The sequence below is a fragment of the Geobacter argillaceus genome (genome assembly GCF_007830735.1).
Lineage (GTDB): Bacteria > Desulfobacterota > Desulfuromonadia > Geobacterales > DSM-12255 > Geomobilibacter > Geomobilibacter argillaceus.
Genome location: NZ_VLLN01000009.1, coordinates 128539 through 148448, shown reverse-complemented (window position 1 = coordinate 148448; position 19910 = coordinate 128539). Strand labels below are relative to the sequence as shown.

General features: G+C 56.8%; 15 protein-coding genes. 10 read left to right on the top strand and 5 right to left on the bottom strand.

Annotated features, from left to right (window positions below; genetic code table 11):
- The 10 genes from JN12_RS09435 to lgt form a co-directional block, all read left to right on the top strand.
- The coding region (locus JN12_RS09435) for a sodium/proton-translocating pyrophosphatase (protein ID WP_211360522.1) at positions 1-858 on the top strand (858 nt) is incomplete at its 5' end.
- A 318-nt stretch (positions 859-1176) separates the two neighbouring features.
- Positions 1177-4647 (top strand): PAS domain S-box protein, encoded by a 3471-nt coding sequence (locus JN12_RS09430; protein WP_246125813.1) that lies wholly within the window; start codon positions 1177-1179, stop codon positions 4645-4647.
- A gap of 8 nt (positions 4648-4655) precedes the next feature.
- Positions 4656-5492 (top strand): response regulator, encoded by an 837-nt coding sequence (locus tag JN12_RS20780; RefSeq protein WP_246125812.1) that lies wholly within the window; start codon positions 4656-4658, stop codon positions 5490-5492.
- Positions 5493-5498: 6 nt separating this feature from the next.
- Entirely contained in the window at positions 5499-6500 is a 1002-nt protein-coding gene (locus tag JN12_RS09425; RefSeq protein WP_145021640.1) for an HD domain-containing phosphohydrolase, read from the top strand.
- Positions 6493-7842 carry an HD domain-containing phosphohydrolase gene (locus tag JN12_RS09420; protein WP_145021637.1) on the top strand — a complete coding sequence of 450 codons (1350 nt, stop codon included), beginning with the start codon at positions 6493-6495 and terminating at the stop codon, positions 7840-7842. Before JN12_RS09425 ends, JN12_RS09420 begins: the two co-directional genes overlap by 8 nt.
- A complete protein-coding gene (locus JN12_RS09415) occupies positions 7839-8516 on the top strand; it encodes a GTP-binding protein (RefSeq protein ID WP_145021635.1) in 678 nt (225 codons plus the stop codon). The genes JN12_RS09420 and JN12_RS09415 overlap by 4 nt, the downstream gene beginning before the upstream one ends.
- Positions 8497-9795: a sensor histidine kinase gene (locus JN12_RS09410; protein ID WP_145021632.1), complete on the top strand. Its 1299-nt coding sequence runs from the start codon at positions 8497-8499 to the stop codon at positions 9793-9795. Before JN12_RS09415 ends, JN12_RS09410 begins: the two co-directional genes overlap by 20 nt.
- 14 nt (positions 9796-9809) lie before the next feature.
- Positions 9810-12248, top strand: coding sequence for an ATPase, T2SS/T4P/T4SS family (locus JN12_RS09405; RefSeq protein WP_145021630.1), 2439 nt, complete (start codon positions 9810-9812; stop codon positions 12246-12248).
- Positions 12249-12276: 28 nt separating this feature from the next.
- Positions 12277-12840, top strand: coding sequence for a response regulator (locus JN12_RS09400; protein ID WP_145021628.1), 564 nt, complete (start codon positions 12277-12279; stop codon positions 12838-12840).
- A gap of 160 nt (positions 12841-13000) precedes the next feature.
- Entirely contained in the window at positions 13001-13783 is a 783-nt protein-coding gene (gene lgt / locus JN12_RS09395) for a prolipoprotein diacylglyceryl transferase (RefSeq protein WP_145021626.1), read from the top strand.
- A gap of 16 nt (positions 13784-13799) precedes the next feature.
- Here lgt and JN12_RS09390 read toward each other — a convergent pair whose 3' ends face one another.
- The 5 genes from JN12_RS09390 to JN12_RS09370 all read right to left on the bottom strand — a co-directional run bounded on the left by JN12_RS09390 (position 13800) and on the right by JN12_RS09370 (position 19719).
- Positions 13800-14225: an ATP-binding protein gene (locus JN12_RS09390; protein ID WP_145021624.1), complete on the bottom strand. Its 426-nt coding sequence runs from the start codon at positions 14223-14225 to the stop codon at positions 13800-13802.
- A 10-nt stretch (positions 14226-14235) separates the two neighbouring features.
- Positions 14236-14571 carry an STAS domain-containing protein gene (locus JN12_RS09385; protein WP_145021621.1) on the bottom strand — a complete coding sequence of 112 codons (336 nt, stop codon included), beginning with the start codon at positions 14569-14571 and terminating at the stop codon, positions 14236-14238.
- 92 nt (positions 14572-14663) lie between these two features.
- Positions 14664-17909: a sodium:solute symporter family transporter gene (locus tag JN12_RS09380; protein WP_145021619.1), complete on the bottom strand. Its 3246-nt coding sequence runs from the start codon at positions 17907-17909 to the stop codon at positions 14664-14666.
- Positions 17906-18160 (bottom strand): hypothetical protein, encoded by a 255-nt coding sequence (locus tag JN12_RS09375; protein WP_145021617.1) that lies wholly within the window; start codon positions 18158-18160, stop codon positions 17906-17908. Before JN12_RS09375 ends, JN12_RS09380 begins: the two co-directional genes overlap by 4 nt.
- Positions 18157-19719, bottom strand: coding sequence for a bifunctional aminoglycoside phosphotransferase/ATP-binding protein (locus tag JN12_RS09370; protein WP_145021615.1), 1563 nt, complete (start codon positions 19717-19719; stop codon positions 18157-18159). The genes JN12_RS09375 and JN12_RS09370 overlap by 4 nt, the downstream gene beginning before the upstream one ends.
- Between the last annotated feature and the right edge of the window lie 191 nt (positions 19720-19910).

The following is a 19910-nucleotide window of genomic DNA, read 5'->3' as shown; positions in this document are numbered from 1 at the left end:
GCCTACAAAAGCGCCGGGGTCTACGGCATCGCCGTCGCCGCCGTCTCCATGCTCTCCCTTACCGGCATTGTCGTTGCCATGGACGCCTACGGCCCGATCACCGACAACGCCGGCGGCATCGCGGAAATGGCCGAACTGGACGACTCGGTCCGGGCCGTCACCGACCCGCTGGACGCGGTCGGCAACACCACCAAGGCCGTCACCAAGGGATACGCCATCGGCTCCGCCGGCCTGGCTGCGGTCATCCTCTTCACCTCCTACGTGGACGAACTGAAACTGGCCGGCCAGCAGATCGAATTCTCCCTGTCCGACCCGTACATCATCGTCGGCCTCTTCCTCGGCGGCATGCTGCCGTACTACTTTGCCGCTCTCTGCATGGAAGCGGTCGGCAAAGCCGGCGGCTCGGTCGTTGAAGAAGTCCGCCGCCAGTTCCGTGAGATCAAGGGAATCATGGAAGGGACCGGCAAGCCCGACTACGCCGCCTGCGTCGACATCGTCACCAAAACCGCCCTGAAGGAAATGGTCATCCCCGGCATCATCCCGATCGCGGCCCCGATCATCATCGGCTTCACCCTGGGACCCAAGGCCCTGGGCGGGGTGATCGTCGGGACCATCGTCACCGGCATCTTTGTCGCCATCTCCATGACCACCGGCGGCGGGGCCTGGGACAATGCCAAGAAATACATCGAAGACGGCCACCATGGCGGCAAGGGTGGTGACGCCCACAAGGCGGCCGTCACCGGCGACACCGTTGGCGACCCGTACAAGGACACCGCCGGGCCGGCAGTCAACCCGATGATCAAGATCATCAACATCGTCTCGCTCCTGATCGTGCCGCTTCTGGGCAGAATGGGGTAGGGGTCTGTAGCGGATAGCTCCAACCGGCGAATTCAGGGCTGAAATTATCGGGGGAATGGGTACCTTTTTTGAGGCTGCCTGTTCTCCCGATTTTTTTTGTTGAAATTTTCTGCGGTTCTCGGTCAGACGCGTTCATGGTCATTGAAATGGTATGTCTAATGTCGATGCAATGACCACGGTGGCGATCTCATCCTGAAAAATGCCGGCAGACAGAGGATGTGTCGGTTCTGCCCGTGATATGATCAGATTAAATCAATTCAATTTTAATCTTTATTGCCCGATATATACACGTATCCCACAACAGGGAGGGTGCCAGTCATGTCCGTGAGCCTGAAGTCGAAGATTACTATCCCCGTCTTTTTTCTGATATTTGCTGGATTCGTCGGGTTGGCTGCATTGGCTTACGTCTGTTTTACAGGCGAATTCAAGTCCGAGATGGCCAAGCAGCAGTTGGGGCTGATCGCTGCACTTGGCCAGCAACTCGACGACAAGCTCGCACTAGCCCAACGCCAGCTTGTTTCTGTGGCGTCGGACATTAATCCGCAGGATCTCCTCCAACCGGAACGACTGCAAAAAATTCTCGACAACAAGAAAGAAACTCGCATTTTTTTTGATGCCGGATTCCGCGTGGTCGACCGTAAGGGTCGACTCCTGGCCGGAAGTCCACGCAGCTACGAAAGCCTTGGCAGGACCTGCCCAGCCGAGGAATATGTGAGCAAAACGTTCAGGACCGGCTCGCCCGCCATCTCGACACCGTATCGGATATCCCTGCCCGGAGAATTCCCGGTTGTCTCCTTCACGGCACCGATCAAGGCCGGAGACGGTACGGTCGTTGCCGTCATCTCCGGCCGAATGCGGCTTACCGAGGATTCCTTCATCACTAAAATCAACCGGCTCAAGATCGGCGATCATGGTTACTTTTCATTGATCACCGAGGGGCGGGTCATAGTGACACATCCGGACAGTTCTTACGTTCTCAAGACGGTCCGGCCAGGGCTGAATAGGGCGGTTGACCGTGCCATCGCTGGATTCGAAGGGATCACTGAATCTCCGAATTTAAGCGGAGTGGACGGCTTTGCCATGTTCAAGCATCTGAAGAACGTTGATTGGATACTGGCAGCTCACTACCCACGTTCCGAGGTGTACGGGCCGATAATGAAGATTCGGACGAAACTGATTGTTGCGATTGCCTTGATAGATCTTATTCTGGCCACAGTGATCTGGTTGGTTATGGCGCGCATCACGGCACCACTGATCCGTTTTACCCGGCATGTTGCAAGTCTCCCCGGCAAGGTGGGGGAAGATAAGTACTTCAGAGACGCTGCCGCTGACGAGATCGGAACCCTGGCCGAGACCTTTAACGCCATGGTGGGTGAGTTGGAAAGGCAACAGATGGAACTCCAGACCCAGAAGAACTTCGCGGAAAAACTGATCAGCAATGCTACCGCGCCTATCTTCGTGCTCGACTCCCTTCACCGGATTGTCTTCTGGAACAAGGCATGCGAGAAACTTACGGGATTCATGGCCGAAGCTATGATCGGTACCGAGCGGCAGTGGGAGCCGTTTTACAGTCAGAGGCGCCCTACCCTTGCTGACGTCATCATTAGTCATGATCAAGAAAAACTTCCGGAACTCTACGACAAATCGTCTCCTTCCACCCTTGCCAAGGAGGGGCTGCAGTCCGAAGGGTGGTACTCCGGTCTCGGGGGAAAGGATCGCTATATCTTCTTCGAAGCCGCGCCCATCAGGAATGCCGATGACGCATTGGTGGCGGTCATCGAAACGCTTCAGGACATCACCGAGCGGAAAATCGCCGAAGATAACGTGATTCTCTTAAAGGATTTCTACCTCAGCCTGTTCGAGGAGTTTCCCGCGTTCATCTGGCGTGCCGGTACCGATGCCAAATGCAACTATCTTAACAAGACCTGGCTCGATTTTACCGGCCGCACACTGGAGCAGGACCTGGGGGACGGCTGGGCCGAGGGGGTGCACCCCGAGGACCGTGACTATTGTCTCGCTACCTACCTCGAAGCCTCCGAGGCCAGACGTCCGTTCCGGATGGAGTACCGACTCCGCCGCTGGGATGGGGTGTACCGCTGGGTCGTAAACTTCGGCCGGCCCTTCAATGACTTCGACGGTGTCTTTGCCGGGTATATAGGCAGCTGCTACGATATCACCGAAAGCAGGGAGGCCGAAGAAAGTCTGCGCAAGCTTTCCCGTGCCGTCGAGCAGAGCCCTGCTTCCATAGTTATAACCGATGTCAGAGGTGGTATAGAATATGTCAACCCCAAGTTCACACAATTGACCGGCTACGAGTTCGAAGAGGTGCAGGGGAAGAACCCGCGGATCATGAAGTCCGACGCCAACCCGCCAGAGGTGTACGAGGAGTTATGGAGGGCAATTACCTCGGGACGGGAGTGGCGGGGGGAACTCCTCAACAGGAAAAAAAGCGGTGAGCGCTACTGGGAGAACGTCACCATCGCCCCCGTGTCCGACACGGATGGTGTCATTACACATTTTCTGGCGATCAAGGAGGACATCACCGCCCGCAAGGAGGCTGAGGAGGCGCTACGTCAGAGTCGTGAGAAACTCGAGAAGCACCACGAGCAGTTGAGCGACCTCTTCCTCCAGGTGCAGCAGGGGAAAAGGGAGTGGGAGCAGACCCTCGATTGCATCAGCGATTTGGTCATCCTTGTTGATGAGGCGGAAAGGGTACGCCGATGTAACCTGGCAGTGGTCGAGCTTGTCGGTAAGCCGTTCGACGATATTCTCGGTACTGACTGGCGGACGCTGTTGCTCGCCCCCGATATTGAGACAAGAGGGCGAACACAATGGAGCATGCAGTTCTACCACAGTCAGAGCGAGAAATGGTTTTACCTCACCTATTACCCCATCAAAGATGACGACATTTCCGGTGCGGTTATTACATTTCACGATTTCACGGAGTTGAAGAGAGCGTCCGAAGCGCTGGAGACGGCTCTAAAGGAGTTGAAGGAGGCCCACTCCCAGATGCTCCAGAAGGAAAAGATGGCTTCCATCGGGCAACTGGCCGCCGGTGTTGCCCATGAGATCAACAATCCCATCGGTTTCGTCAACAGCAACCTCGGTACCCTGGATAAGTATGTGGGGCGGATGATCGAGTTCATCCAGGCCCAGGGGGAAGCGCTTTCCTCTTCTGCTTCGCAGGAGGTAGGGGAGGTGATTGCCAGCCAGCGAAAAAAGCTGAAGCTCGACTATATTATTGAGGATAGCCGCAAGCTGATTCAGGAATCTCTTGACGGCACCGACCGGGTCAGGAAGATTGTCCAGAACCTGAAGAGCTTTTCCAGGGTGGATGAATCCGAATACAAGCGTGAAAATCTCAATAATTGCCTGGAAAGTACCCTCAATATTGTCTGGAACGAACTGAAGTACAAGGCAACCGTGGAGCGGGAGTATGGCGAACTACCCGAGACCAGATGCTATCCACAGCAACTGAATCAGGTTTTTATGAACCTTCTCGTTAACGCGGCGCACGCTATAGAAAGCCAAGGTACGATAACCATCCGCAGTTGGGCCGAAGGCGCGGACATTTTCATCGCTATCAGCGATACGGGAAGCGGTATTCCCGACGAACTCCACAGTCGGATATTCGAGCCGTTTTTTACCACCAAGGAGGTCGGAAAAGGGACCGGCCTGGGGCTCTCCATATCGTACGATATCGTCAAGAAGCATGGGGGAGAGATACTGCTGGAAAGTGTTGTGGGTGAAGGGACGACGTTTACCGTGCGTCTACCGGTAACCGATTGAGGGGTGCTATGGACGAGCAGGTACGCATTCTCTGTGTGGACGATGAGGCCAACGTATTGCGGTCACTGGAGCGGATATTTCTGGACGATGATTTCGAGATCTACACCGCGACTTCGGGTGATGAGGGGCTCAAACTGCTGGCGACTGCTCCGGAGACCCAGGTGGTCATTTCCGACTACCGGATGCCGGGCATGACCGGTGTCGAGTTCCTGCGGGAGGTCTGCAGCCGCTGGCCGGACACCGTGCGCATCGTGCTGTCCGGGTATGCCGACACCGCCGCCATTGTAGAGGCGATCAACGAGGGACAGATTTACAAGTTCATCCCGAAACCGTGGAACGACGACGAACTCAGGATCACCATCATCAAGGCAGTGGAGACCTACTTTCTCCACAAGCGAAACCAGGAACTTGCCTCGAAGCTTGCCGAGTCTAACGAAGAGCTCCAAATCCTGAACGAGAATCTGGAACGGATCGTGACTGATCGTACCGCGGAGCTGATCCTGCAAAACAAGGCCCTGGTGCATACCCGGAATATCCTGCAGATGTTGCCGGTTGGGGTCGTTTGTGTGGTCCCGGACGGGGTGATCGTTCAGTGCAACGAATTTGCAGCCTGCATTATCGGTAAAGAATGCGAGATGATCCTCAGAGAGAAGGTGGTTGAAGTATTGCCCCAGCCGTTCACCGATTTCATCACCCGGCTCTTCGAGCAGGAAAGCCTGTCCGATGTGGTGGTTCTGAACGGCGAGAATCTGTTGCTCAAAGGGGTGCATGTCCAGGCAGAAGGGCAGGAAGCGGTGGTGGTGGCATTTGTGTCAGCAGATGTCAATGAAATGCAGAGGAGGTAGTGTTACATGTTGGAAACTGGTGACGCGAAAGTGCTGTTTGTCGACGACGAGGAGCATATACTCAATTCCATCCGCAGGGTGTTCGACGATAGTGAACTGACTCTCCTGTACACCAGTAGTCCCCTGCAGGCGATCGAGATCTGCCGCTCCGAAGATATTTGTGTCATCGTCTCGGACAACATGATGCCTGATATGGGTGGAATAGACCTACTGGCCCGGCTCAAGGCGGAGTCTCCCCAAACGGTGAAGGTGCTGATGACCGGTTATGCCGACCTCACCATTGCCCTCCAGGCCATCAACAGCGGCGAAGTCTTTCGCTTCCTGGTGAAACCGTGGGAAAACGAGCTGCTGGTACAGACGGTGAGCGAATCTCTGGCGCGTTACCGTGTTCTCTCCGCCCTGCGGCGGGAGGACGAGGTGATCCTCCGCTCACTGGCCCAGACTATTGAACTCAAGGATCACTACACCCGCGGCCACTGCGACCGGGTAGCCACCTATGCGACCGGGATCGCAAAGGAGTTGGGGATGCCGGCGACCCGGCTCAGAGAGATCCGTTATGGCGGCTGGCTCCACGACTGCGGCAAGATCGGCGTGCCCGAGGAAATTCTCAACTTCAACGGCATATTGACGGAAAAGGAGTTCGAAACGATACGCAAGCATCCGGACTGGGGTGCGGAGGTTGCCCGGCAGGCCCAACTGCCGGAGGTCGTAGTCAATATCATCCGGTACCATCATGAACGCTTTGACGGCAGTGGATATCCCTGCGGACTGGCCGGCGGTCAGATTCCCCAAGAGGCACGCATCGTGGCGGTCGCCGATGTCTTTGATGCCCTTACCACCGACCGCCCTTACCGCAAAGGGTGTTCCTTGCGCAAAGGACTTTCCGTGCTTGAATCGTTGCAGGGTGTTGTGCTAGATCCTGAGCTGGTACCCCTGTTCAGGCACATTGTTGTTCGGGACTGCGGCAGAGAAGCTGCGGGCAATGAAGAGGAGTCATGCCATGTCTGAAGCGGTTGATGTGCAGTTGGATAAGGTTCTGTTCGTTGACGATGAGGAGAGTATTCTCCGTTCTCTCAACAGACTGTTTATGGACGAGGAGTTCCTGGTCCTTACCGCAAACTCGGGCGAAAAGGGGTTGACCGTGCTGCGGGAGACCGGAGGGGTCGGGGTGATCGTCTCCGACCAGCGGATGCCGGGGATGAGCGGTGTGGAGTTCCTGAGCAGGTCAAGGGAGAGAGCTCCAGATGCGCTTCGGATCGTCCTGACCGGCTACGCCGACATCAATGCGACCGTAGAGGCCATCAACAAAGGGGGAGCCTACCGTTACATCACCAAGCCGTGGAACGATGAGGATCTCCTCCAGACCATACGGGATGCGGTTCGCCAGTACCGGTTGATGCTGGAGAACAGGCGGCTCAACGTCCTGGTCCAGAAACAGAACGAGGAACTCCAGGAGTGGAACACCAACCTGAAGGGACGTGTTCTGGAACAGACTGCTACCATCCGCAAACAGAACGAGGACCTCTCGGCAAAGAACGAACGGATTGGAGAGAACTTCCGGAAGGTATTGGAAGCATTTTCCCGGTTGGTGGAGCTCTGTAGTGCGCGATTAAAAAGTCATGCCAAAAACGTTGCCGAACTGTCGGTCAATGTGGCCCGCGAACTCAATCTGCCGGAGAAGGATATCGAAACGATCCATGCGGCGGCGCTCCTTCACGACATAGGCAAGATAGGCATCCCTGAGGCAATTCTCGAAAAGAGCCTCATAGAGTTGACCGAGAGCGAGCGGCTGATCTATCTGCAACATGCAGTACGCGGACAGAGCGCTATTGACGTGGTCGAGGACCTGCGGGCAGCCGGTCTGCTGATCCGTCATCACCACGAGCGTTACGATGGCAAGGGGTTCCCCGACGGCCTCACCGGTGAGGCGATACCGATCGGCGCGCGGATCATTGCCTTTGCCGACTATTTGGACCATGAATTCGGCAACCAGCGGGGGGGGGTAACGGTTGATGTCGTATTCGGCAAGATTTCGCTTCACCTCGGATTCCTGCTGGACCCGTCCCTGGTGGGCCACTTTAAGCGTTTTGCCCGTTATCACTATTTTTCCCACCCTACTAGGCCGGAAGGAGGTACCCACCAGGGATCCATGGAACTGGAGCTTCCGCCCGGCAAGCTCACGGAAGGTCTCATCGTCTCCCGCGACGTATTCAGCGGCACCGGTCTGTTGCTTATGCGCAGCGGCACGGTGCTGGACGATGCCAAGATCGTGTCGCTCCGGCGCTATTACCAGATCGATCCGCCCGCAAACGGGGTGTTCGTCATCAACGTGACAGGAATGGTCATGTGATCGAATTCGACGAAGCACAAAATCGGATGATTCTGAAACTGGTTTATTACGGGCCGGCCATGTCGGGCAAGACTACCAACCTCCTGCGCCTTCACGATCTGCTGACGGTGGAGGGGAGAGGGGAGTTGATGGTGCTGGATACGACCGACGATCGGACGATTTTTTTCGATCTGCTGCCGTTTTTCCTCTTGGCGCCGAGCGGGTTGAAGATCAAGGTGAAGATCTACACCGTTCCCGGTCAGGTGAAGCACGACGCCACCCGCAAAGCGGTACTGCAAAGGGCCGACGGTGTTGTGTTCGTGGCCGATTCCCGGGCAAAGGAGACGGCCAATAACGCTGCCAGCTTCGAGAACCTGGAACGGAACCTGGCACTGGTCGGTCTCGATATCGACCGGCTGCCGCTGGTCATCCAGTTCAACAAGCGGGACCTGCCCGATATCGTAGCCGAGGCCGATCTCCTGAAGACCTGGGGGCCGACAGGAATTCCGATTTTTATGGCCTCCGCCCTACAGGGGACCGGGGTGACGGAAACGCTTACCAAACTTGCAGTGCTGGTCTACGTGCATATCGACGATCGTTTTCATCTGGCCACAAAACATGGACTTGACCAAGACGCTTTCATCGGTCAAATGATACGAGGAGTGGGGGCAGGGCATGACGTCCCAACAGGTTAGGTACACGGTTGGCGAGGAAAAGGGGCTGCTGGAGATCCTGCGGTCAGGAGATGTCGTGCCGCTCTTGCGCGAAGTGGTCCGGGCCGGCGTCGCGGAGGCGCTTCTGCTGAATGCCGCCGGTGAGCCGATCCGGGCGGAGTGTAACCCCGCTGTTGCGTCCGTAGTAACGGCGACCCGTGTCCTCCGTCTGGAGGGGGAACCGGTCGGGACACTGGTGGTTTCAGGCCGGGAGGGTGATGAAGAGCGTCTTGACGGGCTGGCCGGGCTGCTCTGGGTTGCCATAAACACGATCCTGGCCAACAATCTCAAGCGGATGCTGACCACCGAGATGCATACGGCTGTGGTCAGCCAGTCGTATGACGATCTGCTGGCAGCCAACGAGCGGCTGACCGCTTCGGAGGCGCGCTACCGGGAACTGGCCGAGACCCTTGACTCGAAAGTGAAGGAGCGGACCGCCGAACTGGAACGTGCCCATGCCCGACTCCTCCAGCAGGAGAACATGGCCGCCATCGGCCAGCTGGCAGCCGGCGTGGCCCACGAGATCAACAACCCGCTCGGGTTCATCACCAGCAACTTGTCCACGCTACAGAAGTATGTCAGCCGTTTCGTGGCCATGCTGGAGTTTTTTCGTAACCGCGTCGCGAGTGGCATGCCGCTGGACGAAGTTTCAAGCCAGTGTGCCGTCAAGTGGAACGAGCTGAAACTGGACATGGTCCTGGCTGATATCGGAGACTTGCTGTCCGAGAGCCTGGTCGGTGCCGAGCGGGTTAGCAAGATCGTTGCCGATCTCAAGGGATTCTCCCATGTGGATGCCGAGGTCGAAGGTGATGTGGATGTCAACGAAGAGCTCGACCGCACCTTAAGCGTACTCACCCATCAGATCCCTCCTGGCACCGAGATATTCAGGGATTACGGTCTGCTCAAGCCGTACAGTTGCAGGCCAACGCTCCTTTGCCAGATTTTTCTCAATATTGTGCGAAATGCCCTGGTAGTCCGTCAGGATGGGCTGAAGCTGACTCTTGCCACTCGGCTGCATGAAGGCTGCCTGACCGTCACCATTGCCGACAACGGTCCCGGTATTCCACTTGAACTGCGGAGTCGCATCTTCGAGCCGTTCTACACGACCCGCCAAGTCGGTGCCGGTACCGGTATGGGGCTCGCTGTCGTCTACGACAGTATCAGGTCGTTGCAGGGAGAGGTGGGGGTCGATGACGCCCCCGGCGGAGGTGCCCGCTTCACGGTTACGCTGCCGTTACAAAGAAATATTGTTCGCGGGTAGTCACAGGAAGGGACATGTCAAAGTATTCCGAACTATTTAAAGCTGCCTCACCGGCAACCGATGGCGAAACGATCATGGCCGATTCTGCCGGGACCGGTGCCGAGGAAGAGCAGATTTTCTCGCTTCTTTTCGTGGACGACGAGGAAGGGGTCCTCTCGGCCATGCGACGGATCTTCATGGAAGAAAACTATGAGATACTGACGGCGGCGTCGGCGGATAAGGCGCTGAGCCTGCTGGAGGCTCAGAAGGTGCACTTGGTGGTTTCCGACCACCGGATGCCAGGGATGACTGGTGCAGAACTTCTCAAAGTCATCAAGGAGCGGTGGCCGGAGACCATCCGGATCATGCTGACCGGGTATGCCGACGTCAATTCCATCATGGGGGCAGTAAAGGACGGTGCTGTCTACAAGTTTATCACTAAGCCGTGGAACGACGAAGACCTGCGGCTGACGGTAAGCCTCGCTCTACAGCAGTACGTGCTGATGCGGGAAAACCGCAAGCTGCGCGACCTGACTCGCACGCAGCAGCAGAAGATCAGGAACTACGCAGGGATGTTCGACGAGAACCGCGGTATGATGGGAAGCATTCTGGTGAAGGAGGGGGTGCTGAAACAAGAGGACCTGGACCGGGTGCAGCGCTCCCTGAATGGAGGCGAATTCCTTAGCGACGCTGTCGTGCGTCTCGGGCTTGCCTCGGAGTCACGCATCCTCAAGGCGATGCAGAGTCACCTGAACATCGAGTACCTGGACCTGCGCGAGATCCAACTGAATCCGGCGACCGTCAGATTTCTCCCCAAGGAGCTGTGCGAAAAAAACCGCATCCTGCCGGTGAAGCTCGACAGCAGAACGCTGACGGTTGTCATGGCCGATCCGTCAGATATCTACAAGTGCGACAACATCGCCACGATGACCGGGCTCAAGGTGACAGCTCTGCTTGCGGGCAGCAGCGAGATCCTGGCACGGCTCCAGAGCTTTTACGGCGAGAATGTGGACGGAGTCGCCGAGGCCGATGATTACGCCGATCTGGAGCCACTTGATGAGATCGACATCGTCATCGATGATGAGGAAAGGGATGTCAATCTACAGGAACTGATCGGCTCTTCCGAAGTGCCGCCGATCATCCGCATCGTGAATGCCGTCATCACCGAGGCGATTCGCTACCGGGCCAGCGACATCCACATTGAACCGAAGACCAAGTATACCCTGGTCCGTTACCGGATCGACGGGATGCTTCACGCCAAGATCAAGGTTCCGGTCGATCTTCATCCGGCAGTTGTCTCCCGGGTGAAGATCCTGGCCAAGATGGACATCTCCGAGAGGCGCAGACCCCAGGACGGCCGGATCACGGTGAAGAGCGGCACACGCATTGTCGATATGCGGGTTTCCACCCTTCCCACCATGAACGGCGAAAAGATTGTGCTCAGATTGTTGGACAAGAGCGCATCCATCCGCAGCCTGGACGAACTGGGGGTGCTGCCCGACGATCTGCGTAAGATAGGTATCATCACCCGCAAGCCCCAGGGGGTGATCATCAGTACCGGCCCGACCGGGAGCGGTAAGACCACCATGCTTTATTCCATACTCTCTGCCATGATTGAGCAGAGCAAGAACTTCGAAACCATCGAGGAACCAGTGGAGTATTTCCTGGAGGAGGCGAACCAGGTCTCGGTCCGTGAGAAGATCGGCCTGAACTTTGCTCAGGTCCTCCGGGCCACCCTGCGACAGGACCCCGATGTCATCATGGTCGGTGAGATCCGTGATTTCGATACGGCTGATGTGGCGTTCAAGGCGGCACTAACCGGGCATATGGTACTCTCCACGCTGCACACCAACAGTTCCGTTGCCTCTATCACCAGGCTCATGGATATGGAGATCAAACCGTACATACTGGCGTCCGCCCTTGAGGGGATCATGGCCCAGCGCCTGGTACGGAAGGTATGCACCCATTGTCGAGAGCCGATTGAGCCCGATGCCGAACTGCTCAGGCTGCTGCGGGTCCCGGCCGGGTTTTTCGCCAGCCCTCTGTTGCGAGGCAAGGGGTGTGACAAGTGCAACCATACCGGCTACTATGGGCGACTCGGTATCTTTGAGCTTTTTCTTATGAATGACGACTATCGCCAGTTCATCAGCAGTTCCTATCGCGAATCCGAACTGCTGGAGATGGCTCGGGCCGATGGTATGCGGACCCTGATCGAGGACGGCCTGGAAAAGGTGCGCCAGGGGGCAACGACCCTGGAGGAAATCCTGCGCGTCATTGGACCGCAAACCGGCAATGAGCGGAGCTGCGAGCATTGCGAGCGGCTCATAGATGCCAAGTTTAACTTCTGTCCCTACTGCGGCACGTTCCGCCGCAATATCTGCTCGTTCTGCAAGGTCCACCTGGAAGAGGAGTGGCTCAGCTGTCCTTTCTGCGGTCACGCCAAGGAGACGACACCTGTCCATGCAAGCCATTAGAGGTCACGCAGATAAAAGGAGCCCTGTAATGAACAATTCGATATTGCTGGTCGACGACGAAGTAAATGTACTTGCTGCGCTCAAGCGGGCGCTGATGGAAGAGCCGTACGAAGTTTTCGTTGCCACGAGCGGTGATGAAGCCCTTCGTCTCATGGCGGCGCAGCGCTTCAAGGTGGTTGTTTCCGATGAGCAGATGCCGGGGATCAGTGGCGCCATATTCCTTGCCAAGGTGCGTGAACAGTACCCTGATACGGTCAGGATCATGCTGACCGGGCATGCCAGTGTCGAGTCGACCATGAAGGCGGTCAACAGCGGAGAAATATATCGTTTCTTCACCAAGCCTTGGAACGACCACGAATTGATCCTGGCACTTCGTTCAGCTATCGAGAAGTTCGACATGGAGGTGGAACGTCGCCGGCTGCTTGCAACCGTGAAAAGCCAGGCCAGCGAACTACGCGGCCTTGAGCAGCGATATCCAGGGATCACCTGTGTGGAAAAAGATGATCTTGGGGCGGTTCTGCTACCGGAGGTCAGTGATGAGGAGATTGAGAAGATTATACGAGAGTGCTCACGGGAACTGTCTGAGCCATAGGCCATGAAGGAACGCCTACCGTGAGTATGTTCCCATTGCCTGATTATGAGGCATGATTCAGCTTGACCGCTGACCTCTCAGGTGCTAATTTCGCCAGCGTTTCGAAGCCCCTCCCTTTTTGCTGGAGTCAGCCGGTGCAATCGGCTCCACAGGATAACAGATGACATTCCCTACAATAGATCCGGTATTCCTCCGTCTCGGTCCCCTGGAGTTCCGCTGGTACGGACTGATGTATATCCTCGGTTTTGCCGCGGCGTACTTTCTGATCCGTGACGCAGCGCGCCGCAAGCAACTGCCGCTCACCAAGGACGATGTGGCGGACCTGGTGTTCTCCGTTGCCTTGGGGATCGTGCTCGGCGGCCGTTTCGGCTACATCCTCTTCTACAACCTCTCCTACTATCTCTCTCATCCATTGAAGCTGTTTGCGGTCTGGGAAGGGGGGATGTCGTTCCACGGCGGGCTCATCGGGGGGATTATTGCCGGTTACCTGTTCGGCAGGAAGAAAGGGCTCGGTTTCTGGCAACTGGCCGATCTCAGCTTTCTGCCGGCGCCGATCGGTCTGGGGCTCGGCCGGATCGGCAACTTCATCAATGGCGAGCTGTTCGGGAGAACGACCGATATGCCGTGGGGGATTGTCTTTCCCGGCGGCGGCCCACTGTCCCGCCACCCGTCTCAACTCTATGAGGCATTCCTGGAGGGGGTTGTGCTGTTTGCCGTCCTGCGGACGATTTCCGGTCGCCGGCACCCCGACGGCGCCATCTTTTGGACCTTTATCGCCGGTTATGGTCTGTTCAGATTTGTGGTCGAAAACTTCCGCGAGCCGGATCAGCAGATAGGGTTCATTGCCAGCGTGGCCACCATGGGCCAACTGCTGAGCCTGCCGATGCTCGTGGTGGGTGGGATAATGCTTTGGCGACTGTATCGGGGACAACGCCCCCGGTAAGCCTCGTTCGTACCGCTCATGTCAGTTTCTTGATCATCTCCAGCACGTTGCCATCCGCTGCCTTACGGTAGCAGACCGAATCCATCAGGGACCTGATCAGGAAGATACCCCGTCCCCGATCTTCTATCGTTTCAAAATCCGGATCCGGAATATTGTTGATGTCGAATCCCTGGCCATGGTCGAACACCTTGATGGCCAGTGCGTCATCGGTGATATGGATGCGGATGTGGACCGTCTCCTCCTCACCACCGGCGCCGGCATACTTGATGGCATTCACCATGGCTTCCGTGAGGACCAGGTTGATGTGATAGGCCAGGGTCTCACGGTCACCGGAATAGCGGTTCAGCTCCCGTGCCACGTCTTCTCCGATACGGCCGATCAGGCTGAGGTAGCGGGTCTGGTTTGGAACCTTGATTTCAACGGCAATAGAGTTGTCGCCCATGACCTTATCCTTAGAGGCTTTCAATGGCTTCGGTCAGGGAGGGGAATATTTCGAAAACACGGTGTAGACGGGTGAGTTCGAACATCGACTTGACCTGAGGCTGTAAAGAGGCCAGCTTGAGGTTCCCCTGGTGGGAGATGGCATTCTTGAATCCCGACACCAGGGCGCCGAGTCCGGAACTGTCGATGAACCGGACATCTTTCAGGTCGATCAGGATATTCTTGTTTCCCTCTTCATAGAACTTCAGCATGGCCGCTTTCAGGTCTCCTGAGTTGTGGGCATCGAGCCGCTCTTCCTGCACTTCCAGAATGACGACATTGTTTCGTATCTCGGATTTCAGGTTCATGACAATCCTCCTCGTGTGGCCGTCGATTTTTAATTCTATAATCATTATTGCACATCATTGGCGTCTTCGCGACACCCTGACGCGTTCTTTTGTTACAACAGCACTTTCAGGACGACTACCGATATGTCGTCGGTCTGAATTTCGATGCGGGTAAAGGATCTCACTTCCCGGTAGATCCCCTCCACGATGGTCGCCGCGTTCCCATCGACTTCCCGCTTCAGGGCAGCCATCAACCGCTCTGTGCCGAACATCTCCCCGGCTTCGTTTTCCGCTTCGGTTATTCCGTCGGTGTACAGCAAGAGGACATCTCCCGGGGCCATCGCGAGCCGTTTTTCCTCGAACTCCACATCCGGCTTAACCCCCAGGATCATCCCTTCGGCATCGAGCTCTTCGCAACTCCTTTCACGATACCGGTACAGCAGCGGTTGATTATGGCCGGCGCTGGAATAGCTGAGGGTCCTGTCCCGGGCGTCATATTTGGCGTAGAACATGCTGATGAAGAGTTCAGCCCGGGAAAGGTCTTCGTAGAGCAAGCTGTTCAGCTGTTTGATGATGTTGCCGGTGCTGGAGGTGGTCATGACCTGCGCCCTGAGTACCGACCTGGTTTCCACCATGATCAGGGCCGCACCGACACTGTGTCCGGAAACGTCGGCAATCACGAAGTCGATGATCTCCGGGCTTCGCGGGAAGTAATCGTAATAATCGCCACCGATGTGGGTAGCCGGAATGCAGCGGCTGGCAAGTTCTATCCCCGGAATGGACGGTGGGGTGTCGGGGAGGAGCGAGTGCTGGATCTGCTTGGCCAGTTCCATGTCCCTGGTGACCCGGGCGGTTTCCAGAAGGGCCTTTTCCTTTTCTTTCCGCTCCTGCTCCCGCGCTTCCCGTTCTTCGACGATCTTGACCGCCTGGGCCAGTTGGCCGGCCAGGCTGGCCAGCAGATCGAGGAATTGTTCCGTAAAGAGGCCGACGATGTTGATCGAGAAGACCGACAGGATGCCGGTGGCTGGCTCACCTTCCCTGGCAATGGGGATATGGGCGAACGAGCTGAAGTTCTGTCGCGCCAGGATCGCCTGGGTATGGGCTTTGGTGATGTTTCTCGCGTCGTTGACAAACTGGGCTTTATTGGTGAGAAACGCCTCGCCGATATAGGAGTCGACCTCCGGGACAATGGTGTTGCCGAGGATTGCGTCCACCTCAATCCCTTTGAAGCTTTGCACTCGAAGAGCACCGGTACTGTCCACGGTCCTGATTACGGCCAGATCGAACTTGAACTCCTTGTTCAGCAGCTCCAGCAGATCTTCCATAATGATCCGGAGGTCAAGGGACCGGTTCATGATCTCGGATGCCTTGAGCCGGACGTAGAGCGCCTCGCTGCTCTCCTCCAGAGAGGTTCGTACCGAGCTGAAGATGTCGTAAAAAGGTTCCATCTTCGAGCCCACGTCCGACAGGTAGCTTTCAACGATGGCGCCGGCGGCTGCCGCGCCGACCGAGCCTGCCAGGGTTTTTTCAACGAACCGTTTGAGGTTGGGGAGTTCGAACTCCGAAACGCCGCCTTTCTCGTCGATCTCGCGGTTACCCAGGTATTCGCCGATCGCCGCATATGCCTGGGGCTCGCCGGTGAACTTGGCCAGCAGGGTGACGAACTGCATGACGGTTACCGGCTTTGACAGGCGCTTTGTTTCCCAGCGGGGTTCTTCCCCCTTTGGCCGGAACACGTCCACGAATTTTCGTACCTGGTCCCGCTCTTTGTCCCCCTGTCTCAGGGCGATCGAGCAGAAGAGGTAGCAGCCGGCATTGAAAAACATGCTCCAGAAGAGGGAATGGGTCCAGATATCCAATCCCGAGAGGCCGAACAGCTCGGTTGGCCTCAGCAACACCATGCCAAAAGGCCCCTTCTCCAGGATGTCCGTTTTCCACCAGCCGGATATGATGAACGAGGGGAGCAGCAGCGAGTAGAACCAGACCAGAAAACCGCAGAGGATGCCGCTGATGGCTCCCGCCTTGTTTCCGCGGTGCCAGTAGAGTCCACCCAGCATGGCCGGAGCGAACTGGGCGGCCGCAGCGAAGGAGATCAGCCCCATGTTCACCAGGGTGTAGGTGTCTCCCATCATCAGGTTGTAGGAATAACCGAGAAAGACGACGAGGAAAATGCCGAACCGCTTGAGGTTGATGAGGAGCAGCGGAAACCACGATCGCGGAGTCAGCTTGACCACGATCGGCATGACCAGGTGGTTGAGGAACATGGTTGATACCGCCACCGATTCGGTCATGATCATCCCTGCTGAGGCGGAGAACCCGCCCAGGAAGGCAAGAAGAGCGATCCACGAGTGACCGCTCAGGAGCGGGAGTGACAGGACGAAATAATCGGCTCCCTTGGTGCTGCCGGTGAACAGGATGCCGCCAAAGGCGATCGGGATGACAAAGAGGTTGATGGCAAAGAGGTAGGCCGGGAACCGCCACATCGCCTCCTTGATATGCTCTTCCGACGAGTTTTCGATCACCATGATGTGGAACTGGCGGGGGAGCAGCATGATGCCGCTCATGGAAAGAAAAAGCATGGTAAACCAGTTGGCGTAATCGGACTCGGTATCTCCGCCCAGGGTGGTCAGACGGTCATACACGGCAACCTGTGTCTTCAGTCGGGAGAATATGTCGGAGAAACCATCGAACAGGAAAAAAGTGACAAATATCCCTACGATCAGAAACGTAACCAGTTTGACGATCGATTCAAGGGCAATGGCCGCCACCAGCCCTTCATGGCGCTCCGACGATCTCAGGCTGCGTGCCCCGAAGATGACGCCAAAGGCGCTGAGGATAAGGGCGGCGATGAAGCCGGAATGGACAACGGTGCCGGGGCCGAAGATGTTCTCGGGGATGCAGAGGTACTGGTTGCCACAGATGATCTGGAAGGTGGTGGAGACCGCTTTCAGCTGTAGGGCTACATAGGGGACGATCCCCAGGATGGCGATGACCGTGATCAGGGCTCCCAGCCATTGGGATTTGCCATAACGGGAACTGAGGAAGTCGGCGATGGAGGTGATATTGTTTTCCTTGCTGATCCGGATGATCTTCCGCAGGATCAGCCACCAGGAAAAGGCGGTAAGGGATGGCCCCAGGTAGATGAGGATGAAGTCCAAGCCGGTGGTGGCAGCCTTGCCGACACTGCCGTAAAAGGTCCACGAGGTGCAGTAGACGGCTATCGACAGGGAGTAGATGTAGGGGTTCGAGACAATGCTTTCGCCCTGTTCTCCTTTTACATGGGCGTAATAGGCGACCAGGAAGAGCAGGATCACATAGAGGAGGGAAACCCCAACGACCGTTTCCAGGCCAACGCTCAATGGCGTTCCTCCTTGTGGTTGTTATCCTCCATGGCTTTGGTGAAGAGGTAGATGACGCAGATGGAGACTGCCCACCCCCCCATCAGGTAGAGAAACAGCAGTGGGAAGCCGAATACATCCACATTTTTGTTGAAGATGTGGATGAACGGGTAGTTCATCATGATGAGACCAAGGAGAAAGAAAATTACCCAGGACTCCATGAGGCGGAGGTGTTTGAGCATCCGTCGTTTCCAGCGCTGGAAAGGCGTCATGACAGTTTCAGCTCCTGCAGTACCTGTTCAGCCAGGGCAAACGGGTGGCCAACTGAGTGCAACCGGATCAGGTCCCCTTCATCCCGGCTCGGTGGTTCGAATGTCGCGGCCTGCTCGTCGAGCAGTTCTGGCCTGCCATCGGAAATGTCCAATCTCTCCTCGTAGCGGCTCTGCAGTCTTTTTGCGAGCAGGTCAAGAGGGCATTCAACGGCAATGGTCATACAGCGGGCGCCGGTTCCGGCGCCCAGTTGACGGAAGCTGTCGCGATCTTTCATCTTGCAAAATGTGGCGTCCACCACGACACTTCGTCCGGCTCTCAGCTGTTCTTCGGCCAGCCGGGCAAGCTCACCGTACGTGGCCTCTGTCATCTCAGGGGTGTAGAGCCCCGTGCCGAAATCCTCCGTGGTGTCGGGTGGTACGGTGACGCCGGCCAGTTCCTTTCTGGTCCGGTCCGAGCGAAGCCAGACCAGGCCCAGTTCCCTGGCCAGCAGGCGGGCGATGCTGCTTTTGCCGCTCCCCATCAGGCCACAGGTGATGAAGAGGGTGAGGGGGAGGTTCGGACGCAGGAGGTACCCCCTGGCCAGCCGGAAATAGGCTGTTGCCAGTTCCTGAACCCGGCTCCGCTCTTCCTGCGGTGTAGCCGGGTCATCCAACCGGAATGCCGTTACCTTGCCCCGGACAAAGGCACGATAGACACGGTAGAAATCCAGCAGCAGCGCAATCTCCCCGTCACCGGTCTCAGCCATATAGGTCTCCAGCAGCAGCGAACCAAAGTCGCTCCGGCCGTGGAAGTCGAGATCCATGAGGAGAAAGGCCAGGTCCGCCGCGGTATCGATATAGCGGAAGCGCTCGTTGAATTCGATGCAGTCGAAGATGTGAAAGCGATCCGTGAGGCAGATGTTTCCCAAATGGAGATCGCCGTCGCAGTCGCGAATGAACCCCTCCGCCAGCCGCTTGGCGAATAGCGGCGCCTGTTCGGTCATGAATCGCTCCGACCAGGCGCGGATAGTGGTCAGGTGCTGTTCGGGAATGCAGTTGGGCACGAATGGTGCAACCTGTTCCAAGCTCTCGGTCCAGTTCCTTCGGATGGTGCCGAGCTCACCATGGCGGCTGATTTCGCTTCCCCGGGCCGCACCCAGATGGAAGTCGGCAATGATCCTGCCAAGTTCGCGGATACGGTCGGAACGTACCCCTTCCGTCTCCACCAGGCGGTCAAGCATCCGCTCGGCCGGTAGCCGGTGCATCTTCACCGCGTAGTCGATAACCCGTCCGGTTCCGTCGAAGACTGCACCGTCAGGGGTCTCCCTGATTTCAATGACTCCTTCGTACAGGTCGTGGGAGAGGCGGCTGTTGAGGCGCACCTCTTCGTGACAGTAAAAGCGGCGGCGGTCCATGGTGGTAAAGTTGAGAAAGCCGAAATCGACCGGTTTCTTGATTTTGTAGACAAATCGGTCGGTGAAGAGGAGCCAGGAGACGTGTGTCTGCTGCAGCGACACAGAGCCGGTCGGTTCGGGATAGGCTTCGGGCCTGAGGAGCGAACTGAGGAGTCGCTGGTCCATGGAAACCGTTCTCCAACTGGGATATGAGATAACAGTACCATAAGAACGCCCTGTCGCAAGGTATCAAAACGGCTGCGAATCGGCGCCAGTTCTCACTTTTTGCCTTATATGCCGTAAAATAGCCGATAAAGGGCATTAAAGCTTGCATCAATCAGGTGATTTTGTTATAAATTTTTCTTTTTACGGACGTA